General features: G+C 63.0%; 13 protein-coding genes and 1 other RNA gene. 8 read left to right on the forward strand and 6 right to left on the reverse strand.

Annotated features, from left to right (window positions below; genetic code table 11):
* Positions 1-503: 503 nt before the first annotated feature.
* Positions 504-581, reverse strand: a non-coding RNA gene (locus tag ABS769_RS13020) — sX9 sRNA.
* An 89-nt stretch (positions 582-670) separates the two neighbouring features.
* Positions 671-3,457 (reverse strand): bifunctional diguanylate cyclase/phosphodiesterase, encoded by a 2,787-nt coding sequence (locus ABS769_RS13025; protein ID WP_317062068.1) that lies wholly within the window; start codon positions 3,455-3,457, stop codon positions 671-673.
* 119 nt (positions 3,458-3,576) lie between these two features.
* Here ABS769_RS13025 and ABS769_RS13030 point away from each other — a divergent pair, with 119 nt between their 5' ends.
* A complete protein-coding gene (locus tag ABS769_RS13030) occupies positions 3,577-5,709 on the forward strand; it encodes a sensor histidine kinase (RefSeq protein WP_080949677.1) in 2,133 nt (710 codons plus the stop codon).
* A 3-nt stretch (positions 5,710-5,712) separates the two neighbouring features.
* Positions 5,713-7,434, forward strand: a complete 1,722-nt coding sequence (locus tag ABS769_RS13035; protein WP_006450200.1) for an EAL domain-containing protein — start codon at positions 5,713-5,715, stop codon at positions 7,432-7,434.
* 156 nt (positions 7,435-7,590) lie between these two features.
* Here ABS769_RS13035 and ABS769_RS13040 read toward each other — a convergent pair whose 3' ends face one another.
* The 4 genes from ABS769_RS13040 to flgA form a co-directional block, all read right to left on the reverse strand.
* A complete protein-coding gene (locus tag ABS769_RS13040) occupies positions 7,591-8,817 on the reverse strand; it encodes an ATP-binding protein (RefSeq protein ID WP_268211637.1) in 1,227 nt (408 codons plus the stop codon).
* 153 nt (positions 8,818-8,970) lie between these two features.
* Positions 8,971-9,303, reverse strand: a complete 333-nt coding sequence (locus ABS769_RS13045; RefSeq protein ID WP_006450202.1) for a flagellar protein FlgN — start codon at positions 9,301-9,303, stop codon at positions 8,971-8,973.
* Between the two features lie 15 nt (positions 9,304-9,318).
* Positions 9,319-9,630, reverse strand: coding sequence for a flagellar biosynthesis anti-sigma factor FlgM (flgM, locus tag ABS769_RS13050; protein WP_006450203.1), 312 nt, complete (start codon positions 9,628-9,630; stop codon positions 9,319-9,321).
* Between the two features lie 66 nt (positions 9,631-9,696).
* Positions 9,697-10,341 carry a flagellar basal body P-ring formation chaperone FlgA gene (gene flgA / locus ABS769_RS13055; protein WP_006450204.1) on the reverse strand — a complete coding sequence of 215 codons (645 nt, stop codon included), beginning with the start codon at positions 10,339-10,341 and terminating at the stop codon, positions 9,697-9,699.
* Positions 10,342-10,704: 363 nt separating this feature from the next.
* Here flgA and ABS769_RS13060 point away from each other — a divergent pair, with 363 nt between their 5' ends.
* The 6 genes from ABS769_RS13060 to flgF all read left to right on the forward strand — a co-directional run bounded on the left by ABS769_RS13060 (position 10,705) and on the right by flgF (position 15,650).
* Positions 10,705-11,649, forward strand: a complete 945-nt coding sequence (locus ABS769_RS13060) for a chemotaxis protein (protein WP_006450205.1) — start codon at positions 10,705-10,707, stop codon at positions 11,647-11,649.
* 332 nt (positions 11,650-11,981) lie between these two features.
* A complete protein-coding gene (gene flgB / locus ABS769_RS13065; protein WP_023903963.1) occupies positions 11,982-12,383 on the forward strand; it encodes a flagellar basal body rod protein FlgB in 402 nt (133 codons plus the stop codon).
* A 3-nt stretch (positions 12,384-12,386) separates the two neighbouring features.
* Positions 12,387-12,794 (forward strand): flagellar basal body rod protein FlgC, encoded by a 408-nt coding sequence (gene flgC, locus ABS769_RS13070; RefSeq protein WP_023903962.1) that lies wholly within the window; start codon positions 12,387-12,389, stop codon positions 12,792-12,794.
* A gap of 37 nt (positions 12,795-12,831) precedes the next feature.
* Positions 12,832-13,497 (forward strand): flagellar hook capping FlgD N-terminal domain-containing protein, encoded by a 666-nt coding sequence (locus tag ABS769_RS13075; RefSeq protein ID WP_023903961.1) that lies wholly within the window; start codon positions 12,832-12,834, stop codon positions 13,495-13,497.
* Between the two features lie 31 nt (positions 13,498-13,528).
* On the forward strand, positions 13,529-14,752 hold the full coding sequence (flgE, locus tag ABS769_RS13080) for a flagellar hook protein FlgE (protein ID WP_317062069.1): 1,224 nt from the start codon (positions 13,529-13,531) through the stop codon (positions 14,750-14,752).
* 142 nt (positions 14,753-14,894) lie between these two features.
* Positions 14,895-15,650 (forward strand): flagellar basal-body rod protein FlgF, encoded by a 756-nt coding sequence (flgF, locus tag ABS769_RS13085; protein ID WP_006450210.1) that lies wholly within the window; start codon positions 14,895-14,897, stop codon positions 15,648-15,650.
* Positions 15,651-15,846 lie beyond the last annotated feature (196 nt).

The following is a 15,846-nucleotide window of genomic DNA, read 5'->3' on the forward strand; positions in this document are numbered from 1 at the left end:
GCGGATGATCTGCGGTTTGGCTGCAGGGCCCTTGCCCGCCCACCATCGCAGGACACGCCGCAAGTACGTCCATGTAGGCTCTTACACGGCATCCATGCCGCGTAAGGTCCCGCGACGGTGGGCGGGCAAGGACCAGTCGAGATGGTCGGTGTGCATGGTTGCAAGCAATGTACGACGTGCAATGTTCGGATAACGGCTCGTCTGATCAGCATCCCAAGCAAGTCAAGCATCAGGCAGACTTTCAGCGAAACAACCTACAAACGTCCTGGTGCGGTGTCCTCACCGATTGCGGGACCGTGTGGCGGCATGGATGCCGCCACCGAGCCTACATGGACGTACTTGCGGCGCGTCCCGCGAGCGGTGAGGGCATCGCGCCCTCGACTGACTCAACTTTTGATCTTAGCCAAACGACGCTACGACTCGATAGCTCGATAGATCAGTTATAGACCGCTGATTAGCTGCTTGGCGCTGGTAAGGGCGTCGCGCCTCGACTGACCAGCAGCGGCTCACGAAAACGTGGCGAGCAGTCATCAGGGTAGGCGTGGAAGGCGCAGGCGAACCGGAATGCATGAGTGGTAGATGCCGATTCCAAGCACCGGCAGCACCCGCCTGGCGGCTCCGCAGTAGTCTTATTGGCCGCTCTAGATGCAGGCGATGCAACACAACTGCGTCAGTTGGCGACGACCAGACGAGCGCCAAGGCGCATGCCGGCTTCGGCTTCGCGCAGCCACTGCGCCATGTCGCGTGGCGACAATGGGCGTGAGTAGAAGTAACCCTGGATCTCGTCGCAACCCTGCAGGCGTAGCAATGCGTCTTCCTGCACCGTTTCCACACCTTCGGCGACCACCTGCATACCCAGTGCATGGCCCAGATGCACGATGGCCTGGGTGACTTCGGCCGTGTTGGCGTCGTCGAGCATGCCTTGCACGAAGCTGCGGTCGATCTTCAGGCGCTGCACCGGGAAACGGTTGAGATAGTGCAGATTCGAGAAGCCGGTACCGAAATCGTCTACCGCCAGCAGCACACCGTTCTGTTCGAACAGCTCGAAGCAGCGGCGCAGCGAATCCGAATCGCGGATCAATGCGGACTCGGTCAGTTCCAGCTCAAGCCGCGACGGCGACCAGCCGTTGTCGCGGCAGATTTCCAGCACACGCTCGGCAAAGCCGCGCTCGCGCAGCTGCACCGCAGACACATTGACCGCGATGCGGCTGAAATTGAGCCCGGCGCGGTCCCAGACAACGGCTTGCCGGCAGGCTTCGCCGATGACCCATTCGCCCAGGCGCACGATTTCGCCGCATTCCTCGGCGATCGGAATGAACTCGACCGGGCTACAGGGACCATGACCTGGACGATTCCAGCGCATCAGCGCTTCGATCGCCGGCGAGGTATCGCCGACCGTGTTGACCAGCGGCTGGTAGACCAGCGTGAATTCTTCGCGCTCGAGCGCGCCCTGCAGCGCGTGCTCCAGCTCCAAGCGGCGCTGCGCACGCAGCAGCACGTCCTGGCTGTAGTAATGGAAGGTGTTGCGGCCGGATTCCTTGGCCGCGTACATCGCCGCATCGGCGGCGCGCAGCAGGCTATCGAAATCCGACAGGCCATCGCCTTGCAGCGCAATCCCGATGCTGGCACCGAGCTTGAGAGTGACGTGGTCCTTGCGCAGCGGCTCGCCCAGCGCGCTGATCAACTTGCGTGCCACGTGGCCGGCATCTTCCGGCTCGCCCAGATCGCGCAGCAGCACGATGAATTCGTCGTCGCTGAAGCGACCAAACAGATCACTGTTGCGCAAATGCTGATGCAGGCGCGAAGACGCCAGCTTGAGCAGGTTGTCACCGGTGGCATGGCCGAACGAATCGTTGATGCTCTTGAAGCCATCCAGATCGATCAGCAGCATCGCCAGCACCTGACCGCGCTCGTGTGCTTCGCGAATCGCGTTCTCTGCCTGCTCGCGCAGCAGAAAGCGATTCGGCAAGCCGGTCAGACGGTCGTAGTGCGCCAGCAGCTCGATGCGCTCGTTGGCTTCGCGTTCGCGGGTGACATCGCGAAATAAAGCGACAAAACGCGGCGGCAGGCCTTCGCGACGGTCCAGCTCGATCAGTACCTGCACCCACACGCGCTGGCCGGAGTTGCGGTAGAAACACAGCTCCAGCTGCTCGGGGAGGCCGCCATCGGAAATCCGCAGCAGCGCCGCTTCGAAGGCGTCGCGCGAATCCTGGGTGTACAGCGACAGCGCCTGCTCCAGGGTGATGTTTTCCTTGCGCAGGCCATGAATGCGATAGCACTCCTCGGTCCACTGCATGCGCCGGGTATCGACCTCGATCTCGCAGCCGCCGATCTTACCCAGCGCAGAGACGCGATTGAGCAACTCGGTGCGCCAGCGGATCAGCGCGTCGGTCTGACGTTGCTCGGTGACGTTCTGCAGCTGGCCGAGCAGGCGCACCATGGTGCCGTCGCCGTCGAAGACCGGCTGTGCCCACACCCGCAGATGATGCGGATTGATGCCGGCAAGGCCATTGATTTCCAGCTCGAAATGCATCGGCATGCCTTCGTGCTTGATCTTGCGCCAGGCGCTGCGCAACTGCGCAATCGAGGGCCGGCCGAGCAGACGCAGGATGTCGCGAATGCTCTGCAGCCGTACCTGGGTCATGCCGAGCTGCTGCAGGAAATCGGGCGAGACCCACAACGCGTCTTTGAGCGTGTCCAAGCTCCAGCTGCCCATGCTGGCAATACGCTGGGCATCTTCGAGCTGGGCCTGCTGCTCGCGCAGCTGCTGCTCGAGCAATTTGTGGTGATGCACGTCGGTATGCGTGCCGACCATGCGCAGCGGGCGGCCGTCGGCGGTCCGCGAGACCACGCGGCCGCGATCGAGGATCCAGCGCCACTGGCCATCGCTCTGACGCAAGCGGAATTCGGCCACATAGGTATCGGTGCGCCCATCCAGGTGCGCCTGTACGGCGGCACTGACCAGCGCATGGTCGTCGGGATGAATCAACCCGGACAAGGCGGTGAGATTGTTCGGCAGCGGCTGCTCTAAGTAACCGAGCATGCGGGTCCCGCGCTCCGAGCGGTACACCACGTCGGCAGGAATATCCCAATCCCACAAACCGTGATCGGCGCTGTCCAGACCCATTTCCCAGCGGCTGGTGCCATCGGCGCCCACCGGCTCGGGAATGCTCAGCGTGAAGGCCATCACCTGGCCGTGTTCGTCGCAGACTGCGCGCAACCAACCTTCCAGACGCCCGCCGCCGGTGCCCGGCAGCACGCAGGCCGCCATGCCGCCGTTATCGGCCACCTGGGCTCGGCTGCTTTCCAGAACTTCGGCATAGGAACCAAGGGTTGCCGGCAATCCAAGCGACTGCGCAACGCGGTTGGCCGCCAGAGGCTGACCATGCGCATCCAACAACACCACCGCTGAGGTCAACGGGTGCTGCAGCATGCTTGCAATGACGCCTGAGTCCACTCTGGAACACTCCGAAGAATCGACCCCTGCCTCGGAGTCGCAATGGATAACGGCCGTTTTGGCAATTAGTTGAGGTACCTGTTTGCGGCACGACCGAACCGGGCCGAGTTACGGCTAAGATGGCTGCATCGCCCGCTCCAAAGGTCGTTCGCGGACCCATGCCTGATCCCGTTGCCGCGCCCGCGTTTTCGTCCGCCCCCGTTTCCCGACTTCGCCTCGCCGAACGCCTGCAACAGGGTCTGTGGACGCTGACAGGGCTGTATCTGCTGACTGGTGTGGTGTGGTTGCTGCTGGGCAACCGGCTGCTGCACCTGGCCGGCGCCGCCATGCCGGAGCGCTGGTCGGATGCGAGCTTTCTGGTGGTATCGAGCATCGTGATCCATCTGGTGCTGCGCCGCTTTGTCGCGCTGATCGTGGAAGAGCACGCCCAGCTGGCGCAATCCGAGGCACTGCTGCAGGCTAAGTTCCTCGCCCTGCCCAGCCCGGCCCTGATCTACGACCTGGCCACGCTGCGCATCCTGGATGCCAACCCGGCAGCGCTGGAATTCTTCGGCTGGGAGCGCGACGAATTTCTGCAGCAGACGTTGCAGGCGATCTGGCCCAATGCCGACGGCGTGCGCCTGGAAGAAATCATCACCCAGATCCGTGCCAAGGGCGACGACACCTGCACCCTGCACGAGGATCTGCTGACCCGCAGCGGCCCGCGCCATGTCGAGATCCGCAGCAATCAGCTGCATCTGGCCAGCGGCCCTGCCCGCCTGGTGGTCACCGTGGACCGCAGCGAGGAGCGCCAGGCGCAGCACCTGCGCGACGAAGCGCTTGAGCGGCTGGAAGAAGCGCAAGGCATCGCGCGGCTGGGCTCGTGGCAGCTGGATCGCGCCACCGGTCTGGGCCGTTATTCGCCGGCGGTGTATCGGTTGCTCGGTCGCAGCGTGCCGATGCATCGCCGCGAACATCGGCTGGAAGAATTGCTGACCGCCTCGGATACCGCCACCCAGGCACGCATCGAACGGATGATCGAAGACATGTGCACTGGTGGGCAGGTGCAGATCGATGTGCTGCTACCGCTCACTGGCGGCGACTCGCAGCCGCGCACCGTGCACCTGCGTGCCGAGAGCGTCACCACGACGAGCGGCGCACGCCATATCCACGGCACGCTGCAGGATGTGAGCGAGCGCGAACAATCGCGGCGCCTTCTGCGCGAGCGCGAGGAACAGTTCCGCGAGCTGGTGCGTGTGCTACCCGATGGTGTGCTGATCCTGGCCGACGAGCACGTGATGTATGCCAATGCGGCAGGCTCGACGCAATTCGGCTTCCAGGGCGAGACCATTCTGGGTGAACCGTTGCAGACGCTGGTCGGCGAGCACGATCTGCCGATCGTGCGCGAGTATCTGCGCGCAGGCAGCGACCGCAACGAACCGGTGTCCAGCGCACGGGCGATGCGCCGTCGCGATGGCAGCACCTTTTATGCCGGCTTGTCAGCTGGCGATATCCGCTACGGCGGGCGCGCCTGCAAATTGCTGGTGGTGCGTGATTTGAGCGAACCCGAGCGTATGCGCGACGCCCTAGCCGAAAGCAATGCCGAACTGCAGGCGATGGCAAAGCGGTTGTTCTCGTTGCAGGAAGACGAGCGCCGCGCGATCTCGCGCGATCTGCACGACGATATCGGCCAGGCGATCACCGCGATGAAGCTATCCGCACATGCGGCGCTGGACGAGCTTGACCCGGCCGCGCGTCGCGAGGATCTGCTCGAGGTGGTGTCGCTGGCCGACAGCACGGTGACCAAGCTGCGCAATCTGTCGATGCTGTTGCGCCCGCCACAACTCGATGCACTGGGTCTGGAAGCGGCGCTGCGTTGGCAAGCCTCGATGTTGTTCCGCGCCTCGCAGGTGCACCTGGAACTGGATATCCAGGCCCTGGACGTACGCCCCGGCAACGAAATCGAACAGGCGTGTTTTCGCATCGCGCAGGAAAGCCTCACCAATGCGTTGCGGCATGCGTGCGCGGGCGAAGTGCGCATGAGCCTGCAGACAATCGACAGCCAGAGCTTTCGCCTGGAAGTGAGCGATGACGGCGATGGCTTCGAACCCGAAGGCCCGCGCGGTCTTGGGCTGATCGTGATGCGTGAGCGTGCGCAAACCGTCGGCGGCGCGCTCGCGATAGAATCAGCCCCCGGAGCAGGCACGCGCGTGACGTTGCGCCTGCCCTATCACCCGGTCGGCGAGTCCGTCCACGACGATGGTGGACGTTGAGTCATGTGGAGCCCGGTTATTCCGCCTGGATTGGAAATCGTCAAACCCACGCGCCTGGGCGCAGGCAATCCCGAACTGCTGCATCTGGTGGACGCTGCCGCATCCGGCGGCCCGCCATTGATGGTGTTCCATATCGATATCGATCACTTTGCCTCGATCAACGAGAACATGAGTGCCGAGGTCGGCGATCAGGCGCTGACGCTGGTCGCGCGACGGCTGCAGGATTTCCTTGGCGCGCGCGGCAAGTTGTGGCGTCACGGCAGCGATGAAATGGTGGTGGTGGCGGTGCGTCGCGAAGACACCCCATTGCCGGAAGATTTCGCCGAAGAGATCCGCCAGCAGCTGGAATTGCCGTTGTCGGTGTTGCCGTACACCTTGTTCATGACCGGCAAGGTCGGCATTAGCCTGTGCCCGGAACACTCGAGCTCGCTGTCGATCCTGCTCGATTACGCCGAGGAAGCCAGCTACCAGGCCGCGCGCGAAGGCGGCAACACGGTGCGGCTGTACACGCGTAACTCGACCACCAGTGCGCATAGCGAAAGCATCATCGCGCGGCAGATCGTGGATGCGATTCCGCATGGCGAGCTGCGTCTGCGCTATCAGCCGCTGGTGAGCGCACGCGACGGCCGCATCGTGGGCATGGAAGCTTTGCTGCGGTGGCAATCGCCGACGTTGGGCATGCTGGTGCCGGAGCGTTTCATGCGCACCGCCGAGCGCCTGGGCGTGATCGTGCAGATCGGCGAATGGGTGCTGCAGAACGCGGTGCGCCAGGCACGTCTGTGGCGCGACCAGGGGTTCGACGACTTCAGCATTGCGGTGAATGTGTCCACGTTGCAGTTGCTGCGCCCGGGCTTCTTCAACGAAGTCATGGGCATGTTGCAGACCGCTGGCGTGCCAGCGCAATTCGTCACGCTGGAAATCAACGAAAGCGCGTTGACCAACAACGTCAACTTCGTCCACGAGACGATGGCCAACCTGCGCAACGAAGGCATCAGCCTGAGTCTGGACAATTTCGGCACCGGCGATTCCAGCCTGAGCGCGCTGGTGCGGTATCCGGTGGATCGACTCAAGATCGATCGCAGCTTCATCAAGAGCGCACCAGCCGGCAGCCGCGAGGCGGCAATTGCGCGCGCGATCATCGCGATGGGCCACCAGCTCGGCATGACGGTGATCGCCAACGGTGTGGAATCGCAGGCGCAGCTGGGCTTTCTGCGTCGCAACGATTGCGACATCTTCCAGGGTTATCTGTTCGGCGAACCGATGTCGGCCGAGTCGGCAGGCATGGCGTTACGTCGCCGCTATCTGCGCCCGGAATCGTTTGCCGAAAGCCGCCCCGACCGCACGCTGTTGCTGCTGGACGACGAAGAAAACGTGCTGCGCTCGCTGGTGCGCCTGTTCCGCCGCGACGGCTACCGGATCCTGGCCGCCGGCAATGTCCGCGATGCCTTCGACCTGCTCGCCACCAACGACGTGCAGGTGATCCTGTCCGACCAGCGCATGAGCGACATGAGCGGCACCGAGTTCCTGGGCCGGGTCAAGATGCTCTACCCCGACACCGTGCGCCTGGTGCTCTCTGGCTACACAGATCTGGCCACCGTGACCGAGGCGATCAACCGCGGCGCGATCTACCGCTTCCTGACCAAACCCTGGAACGACGACGAACTGCGCGAGCACATTCGTCAGGCCTTCCGCACGCACGATGAGTTGCGGAACGGCCGGGAATAGGGATTTGGGATTGGGGATTTGGGATTGGTTAAAGCCGGCAGCGATAGTCGGGAGCTGCAACCGGGGATTTGCTAAAGCAAACCGCAAGCGCGCCGCAAAGCTGCTCTTGCCAATCCCCAATCCCTAATCCCGAATCACAATCCCAGCGCGCCAGCGCTACCGCGGCTGCCGCACCGGCAACACGATGCGGAAACTCGCGCCCTGCCCCGGTGTGCTTTCGACGTCGATACGGCCGTGGTGCTTGTTGATGATGCCGTAGGAAATCGACAGGCCCAGACCAGTGCCGCTGCCGACCGGTTTGGTGGTAAAGAATGGGTCGAAGATGCGTTGCATCAGGTCCGGGGCGATGCCGGCGCCGGTGTCCTGGAACTGGATCCAGACGTTTTCGGCCTCGTCGCGGCCGGTGGTGACGGTAATCGTGCCGCGCTCGACAATCGCCTGGCCGGCGTTGAGCAGCATGTTCATATAGACCTGATTGAGCTCGGACGGCAGGCATTCCACCAGCGGTAGCTCGGCGTAATTGCGCTCCAGGGTCACCTTGTACTTGAGCTCGTTCCAGATGATGTTGATCGTGGATTCGAGACCGGCGTGCAGGTCCACCATCTTCCACGACTCGGAACGGTCCGAATACGAGAAGTCCTTGAGGTCGCGCACGATGCGGGTCACCCGTTCGATGCCTTCGCGCGACTCGGCCATCAGCTGCGGCAGATCGCGGCTGATGAAGTCGATATCGGCGCGGTTGCGGATCTCGTCGATTTCGGGAATCAGCGCCTTTGGATCCGGCGCCTGCAGCGCGCGCTCGTAGGCTTCGATCAGTGTGAACAGGCTGCGCAGATATTCCTGCAGGCTGCCCAGGTTGGAGTGCACATAACCGATCGGATTATTGATTTCGTGCGCCACGCCCGCAGCGAGCTGGCCGATGGAGGCCATCTTTTCCGATTGCAGCAGTTTGTCCTGTGCACCATTCAAACGCAGGTAGGCCTGGCGCAATTCGGCGTGGCGCTGCTGCAGCTCGCGCTCGTAATCCTGCTGGCCTTCGATGTTGTGAAACAACGCCAGAAAGTGCCCGACGCCCTGCTCTTCGTTGTAGTACAGATGCGCGATGACCACGCGGTCGCCGACCGGCAAGCTGCCGGTCCAGGTGCCCTTGCTACGCGCCTGATTGAGGGCGTCTGACGGCAAGACCTGCGAGATCCGCTCGCCGAGATTGCGATCGTCGTCGGGGTCTTCCTTGCACAGGCTTTGGCGCGCGATGGCGTTGGCCAGAATCAGCTGCCCGTCTGCGCGGAACAGCAATACGCCCTCGAGCATCTGGTCGCCGAAGGCGCGCAGCATGTCCGAAGACGGCAATAGGGTCTGATTGAGAAAAAACTTGGCAGTCACGGGAAGAGGCGGCGTAGAAGACGCGTCAATATACGCCCAACCGCCTACGCGCCGTATTGCGCAACGCCACGATCTGGCACGCCGGGCAGATCGGATTGCGCGACGCATGTGCGCTGGACAACGCGCACACACGCTCTACGCGAGGTTAATCGCTCAAGCCACTGCCAGCGAACGCCCGCCACGCAGTACGCTCGATTGACCCTTGGCGTCATAGGACGGTGCACTCTCGGTGCGGCCCAGGTGACGCAGCGCCCAGTTCACTTCGCGACGCCGGCGTGCCAGCAGCGCGCCGTTGGCGCGATTGGCTTCGGCCAGTTCGCGCAGACGCGCTTCTTCGCCTTCGGGCATTCGCGCTTCCAGCGCGCGCAGTGCCGAGAGCTTGTCTTGCGTATGCCGCATCAACCCATCGATGTCGTTCTCGAGTAATGCCTGGCGTTCGCCGGCCAGCGCGTCGCTGAGACGTTGCAGGAACTCGTTCACGTTCATCCTTTCGGCTGGGGATTAACCCGCCAGTTGCTGATTCAGATCCATCATGCGGCTGGCGATGGCATCCGGGTTGATGGAATAGCTGCCGTTCTGCAACGACTCCTTCACGGCCTGGACGCGACCGGTGTCGATCGCCGAGGACTGCGAAAGCGTGCGCTGCAAGTTCTGCAGGTTGGTGGCCTCGCCGGTCAGCTTGACGCTGTCGGTGGGCGGAAGTGCTGCAATCGGGGACGCGCGGTCTTCACCGGCCGAAGCGATCTTGCTACTTGTGGCGGCGGTACGAAGGGTGGCGGCGGTCGGTAGATTGCCTTCGATTTTCTGGGTCATGTCAGGAACTCCTCTACAGGTCGTAGGGGATAACGGCATGCCAAAAAAAAACTTTATAGCGAATTTCTATCTGGACACCACAACGGTCCCGCTCGCTTCGACGATTCCCTGCACCACCCGGCGCGAGGACGAGTTTTCCACCGAGACGCGCTCGTTTTCGCCGGCATCTGACAAGGCGCGACCGCTCATGCGCACTTCCAGACCGCCGTTGCGCGACACCAGCGGCACCGTATCGCCGCGCCGCACCAGCCGCTGGGTGACCAGATCGTTCGAAGACAGCAGCGACCCGGCCGGCAGGATGCGCCGGGCCGTCTTGCCCACCGCAGCCACCGGATCGGCCAGTACCGCGCCGACAATGCGCGCGGCATCGCGTTTCTCGATACTGATATCGGCCAGCGAGATGGTTTCTCCAGCGCTGATGCCGCGGCGCAACACCAGCACGTCCTGATTGCGACGCACCTTGAGCGGCACGAACAGACGCCAGCCGGCCGGCTGCGGGCAAGCCACTTCGACCGTGTTGGTCCCGGTGGGCTGCGCCTGCAGCGCAATCGGACAGGCCGGCATGCGCAGGCCCGGATCGAGCGTGGCCTCGGCCTCGGCATCGGGACCAACGGTGGCAAGCGCCGCAGCACGGATGGAATCGACAGACTGGTAGCTCTGGGCCCAGGCCGGAGCGGCAGCCAACAGAATGACAAGCAGTAGCAGGCGCATGGGACCAGATCCGGAGGAAGACGGAACAGACAGTGCAAGAGGTGTGCCTGTTTTTTGCCGGGATTGGGGATTCGGGATTGGGGATTCGTAAAAGCGGCTTGGCTGGTGATTCGTTTACTCGTTGCCAAGGCCCTTTCACCCACTGCCTCTATCCGACCAATTGTCACTTAAGCTTTCAAGGACGCAGAAGCAGCAGCGGCCTGACCACTCGCTAGTGCACGCCTTTGAGCCAATCCCGAATCCCGAATCACCCCATCCCAGCGCTTGAGCGAATCCCCAATCCCGATTCCCGAATCCCGGTGGCACTCCGCAGCCTGCAAAGCCCCCCTCAAGTTATTGGGCCACCCTGTCGATATCTGCCCCATGACCCACGATCTGCTCAACCGCATCGACCAGCGCACCCGTCTGGCTGGCCACAACCGACTGGCCCTGCTGCTGTTCCGGCTGGGCGGGCGCCAGCTTTTTGGCGTGAACGTCTTCAAGGTGCAGGAAGTGCTGCGCCGCCCGGACCTGTTTCAGGTACCCGGCCTGCCGACCGAGTTCGCCGGCGTTGCCGACGTGCGCGGGCGCTCGGTGCCGGTGCTGGACTTGGGCCTGGCCATCGGCCACCCGGAGCGCGACACGCTTTCCGAAAACGGCCCTGGCTATCTGGTGGTGGCCGAGTTCAATCGCTCGGTCCAGGGCTTTCTGGTCAGCGGCGTGGAGCGCATCGTCAATATTGCGGTGGAAGATATCCATCCGCCGCCGGAACTTGGCGCCGAAGCCACTTATTTGACGGCGGTAACGCGCTTCCAGGGTGAGTTGATCCAGGTGATCGACGTGGAAAGCGTGCTCGCCGACATCGCCAAGGTCAGCAAGGACGTGCAGCTGGATCCCTCGCTGCAGCTAGTTGCCTACGACCGGCAGTTCCAGGTGCTGGTGGTGGACGATTCGCGGGTGGCGCGTCAGCAGATCCGCAGCGTGCTCGACCAGCTCGGCGTCGCGGCAACCTTGTTGTCTGACGGCCGCCAGGCGCTGGACCATCTCTTGCAGGTGGCAGCGTCAGGCGAGAATCCGGCCGACCGCTACGCGATGGTGATCTCCGACATCGAAATGCCGGCGATGGATGGCTACACCTTGACGACGGAAATCCGGCGCACGCCGGGACTGCAAGGCCTGTACGTGCTGTTGCATACCTCGTTGTCGGGTGTGTTCAACAACGCCATGGTCGAACAGGTCGGCGCCAATGCCTTCGTGGCCAAGTACAGCGCCCACGAATTGGCCGATTATGTGTTGGCGCGCCTGAAAGTGGTCGCCGAAGCGGCCTGATCAGGCCAATCGGCTGCTGGATACGAGCCGACAGCAGCAACAAGGCGTCGCGCCGGGCTGCAAAGGGCTCCGCGTCATAGAAGTGGTCGGTGCGTCCACGCGCTTTTGAATTGACACCTGCCGACGCCAGACCGCCTCAGGTAATGCCGAACCTTCGGCTTGGCGCGCTTGATTGAACCACCGTCGTGACGGACACAGGTCCATCGCGTTTCGCGGACGGCCAAGGCGCCGTCCGTCGGCAGCACCGATCATTCTTCGCGTTCTGCGGCCCGTACCACCTCGATTGGCACAAACTTTGCTTTCTCCCTGGTAACACTTCGCGGGAGAGCACCGTGTCCAACTCCATTTCGTCCTTCCTCGGCATCCACGGCGATGCTCTGCCGCTGCGCGAGCAGCGCATGAAGCTCATTGCCAGCAATCTGAGCAATGTGGACACCCCTGGCTACAAGGCCAAGGACATGGACTTCGAGGCCGCGCTGAAATCCGCCGAAGGCGTGCGCGACGGCAGTCTGATGCAGACCACCGACGCCAAGCATTACGAAATCGGCAGCAGCGGCGGGCTCAACCCGTTCCAGATCACCCGCGAATCCGATCAGCCCAGCCTGGACGGCAACACCGTCGATGCCGACGCCGAACGTGCAGCCTACGGCCGCGCCGCGCTGGAATATCGCGCCTCGCTGAGCTTCCTCGAATCCAAGGTGCGCTCGATGCTCACCGCGATCACGGGCCAATAAGTCATGAGCAATCTTCCCATCTTCGATGTGGCCGGCTCTGCGCTGCATGCGCAATCGGTCCGGCTGAGCACGATCGCCTCCAACCTGGCCAATGCGGACTCTGTCGCAGGCTCGGCCGAGGCGACCTACAAGCCGATCGAGCCGATCTTCCAGGCCCAGCAGAACCGCCAGGATCCCAGCCTGACCTCGGTAAACGTCAAGGAGATCACCACCACCAACGCACCGCCGATCCGTCGCTACGAGCCCGGCCATCCGCTGGCCGATGCCGACGGCTACGTGTTCTCGCCCGACGTGGACCCGGTGGCGCAGATGGTCAACATGATCTCGGCCTCGCGCAACTACCAGGCCGGCGTGGAAATGCTCAATACCGCCAAGGAACTGGCGCTCGCGACCCTCACGATGGGTCGCTGACCCTTCTTAGCTGACCTTTACTAACGGACCTTTCCAGATGAGCACGATCGGCAGTGACCTCTATAAAACGCTCGGCCTGAGCACCAGCAGCACCGTCGCCAAGAAGGAAGAGGCGCTCGGCCAGGCCGACTTCCTCAAGTTGATGACCGAGCAGCTGCAGCACCAGGACCCGCTCAAACCGATGGAAAACAGCGCGTTTCTTGGCCAGTTGGCGCAGTTCTCCACTGTGCAGGGCATTGGCGATCTCAATACCAAGGTCAGCAATTTTTCTGCATCGCAAAGCAGCGATCAGGTGCTCAAGGGCGCGGCGCTGGTCGGCCACAACGTGCTGGTGCCGTCGGCGCAGGTGTCCATCGACGCCACCAACTCGGCCAAGGGCGTGGTCGCCGCAACAGCGGCCGGCACGGTCAACTTCGAAATCACCGACGCCAACGGCACCTTCGTCAAACAGCTCAGCGTGCCATCCAGTGCCGCCGGTGAGGTGTCGTTCGCCTGGGACGGCACCGATGCCAACGGCAACCGCATGGCCGCCGGCAAATACGGCGTCACCGCCACCCAGACCGACACCGCCGGTGCCAAAAGCAAATTGGCCACCTACGTGGACGCACCGGTGGACAGCGTCACGATCGGCTCCGATGGCCTGTATCTCAACCTGACCGGGCTAGGCACTTCCCCGCTCGCCAACGTGCTCCGCGTCAGCTGAGCCGGCAACCGACACTTAAAGGACCTCATCCATGGCTTTCAATACCTCGTTGTCCGGCATCAACGCAGCCAATGCCGATCTGAACGTGACTTCCAACAACATCGCCAACGTCAACACGACCGGTTTCAAGGAATCGCGCGCCGAGTTTGCCGACATGTTCCAGAGCACCAGCTATGGTCTGTCGCGCAATGCGGTGGGTTCGGGCGTGCGCGTCAGCAATGTGGCGCAGCAGTTTTCGCAGGGCAATATCGACCCGACCGGGCGCAGCCTGGACCTGGCGGTTTCCGGCGAAGGCTTCTTCACCGTGTCCTCCAACGGCGCCAAGATGTACACCCGCGCCGGCAACTTCCAGACCGATGCCAACGGCTATGTGATCAACCCGCAGGGCGCACGCCTGCAGGTGTTCGCGCCCAACCCCAGCGGCAATGGTTTCGACGTGGGCCGTTTGTCGGACCTGCAGTTGCTGACCACCGACAGCCCGCCCAAGTCGACCTCCACGGTCAACCTGGCCTTCACTCTGCCCGGTAATGCCACCGCACCGACGGTGACCCCGTTCAACCCGGCCGACGACAAGACCTATAGCCATTCCACCGGCGGCATCAACGTCTACGATTCGCTGGGCGTCAGCCATGTGCAGACCTCCTACTTCGTCAAGACCGCCAACCCGAACGAATGGCAGGTGCACAACTACGTGGACGGCACCGCGGTCGGCGCAGCCACCACGCTGCAGTTCTCCGACACCGGCGCGCTGACCACCCCGGCCAACGGCATCATCGCGATGGACCCGTTCACCCCGAGCACCGGCGCCGGCGTGCTGAACATGCAGCTCAACGTCAGTGGCTCGACCCAGTACGGCGAAGCGTTCGCACTGCGCGACACCCGCCAGGACGGTTACGCCAGCGGCAAGCTCAACGAAATCAGCATCGATACCAGCGGCGTGGTGTTCGCGCGCTACTCAAACGGCGCCGACAAGCCGCTGGGCCAGGTCGCGCTGAGCAGCTTCGTCAACCCGCAGGGTCTGCAGTCGCAGGGCAACAACATGTGGGCCGAGAGCTACACCTCCGGCGCCGCCCGCACCGGTGCGCCGGACACCTCGGACCTGGGCCAGATCGAATCCGGCTCGCTGGAAGCCTCCACGGTGGACCTGACCGAGCAGCTGGTGAACATGATCGTGGCCCAGCGCAACTTCCAGGCCAACTCGCAGATGATCTCGACCCAGGATCAGGTCACCCAGACGATCATTAATATCCGATAAGCCGGGATTGGTGATTGGAGATTAGGGATTGGCAGGAGCCGGTATTGCGTCATTCGGATACCGGCCCCGCCTCCCTTCTCTCCACTCGCAGCAACCCTGCTTTTACGAATCCCGAATCCCGACTCTCGAATCCCGGTGCCCCATGGACAAAGCTCTCTACGTTGCGATGACCGGCGCCCGCGCCTCCCTGCAGGCGCAGGGCACCGTGTCGCACAATCTCGCCAACGTCGATACGGTGGGGTTCAAGGCCGCGTTGGCCAACACCGAGGCGTTCAAGATCCAGGGCAAGGGTTATCCGTCGCGGATCGATGCGCTGCATGTAGACCAGGGCTTCGATCGCAGCCAGGGCCATCAACAGGTCACCGGCAACCCGCTGGATGTGTCGCTGCAACAGGACCGCTGGCTGTCGGTGCAGTCGCCCGACGGCAGTGAGGCCTACACCCGCAACGGCGAGTTGGCGCTCACCGCCAATGGCCAGCTGGTCACTGCCAATGGGCACGCGGTGCTGGATGAGGGCGGTGCCCCGATGACGATTCCGCCGCACCAGGCGATGGAAATCGGCAGCGACGGCAGCATCTCGATCATTCCGCAGGGCGAAGGCCCGCAGACCATGGCCATCGTCGGCAAGATGAAGGTGGTCGATGCCCCCGCCGACCGTTTGACGCGGCGCCCGGACGGGCTGATGCGCAACACCAGCACCGACCCGGCGCAGGCGTTCCAGATTGCCACCGGCAAGACCATCAACAGCGGCATGCTGGAAGGCAGCAACGTGGACGCCGCCGGCGCGCTGGTGGAAATGATCCAGCTGCAACGTCAGTTCGAAATGCAGGTCAAGATCATCAAGAACGGCGACGACAACGCACAATCGGCCAATTCGATGATGCGGCTGAACGGCTAAACGTGATCGCCAAGGCGACTGCGCAATTACTAGGGCCTGTTAACACATCCGAAGCCAATCAACGACTAGGGAAGATCTGAACAACCAGTCAGTATCTTCGAAGTTCAAGCAGCCTTGTCGAGATGAGGCGTGTAGTTGGCTTGAAGTGCGTAAGGCATGCGTTTTCTGGCGGCATCTCCTGCCGCCAGGCAGCATT

The sequence above is a fragment of the Xanthomonas hortorum genome, assembly GCF_040279205.1.
In the GTDB taxonomy this organism is placed as follows: domain Bacteria; phylum Pseudomonadota; class Gammaproteobacteria; order Xanthomonadales; family Xanthomonadaceae; genus Xanthomonas; species Xanthomonas hortorum_F.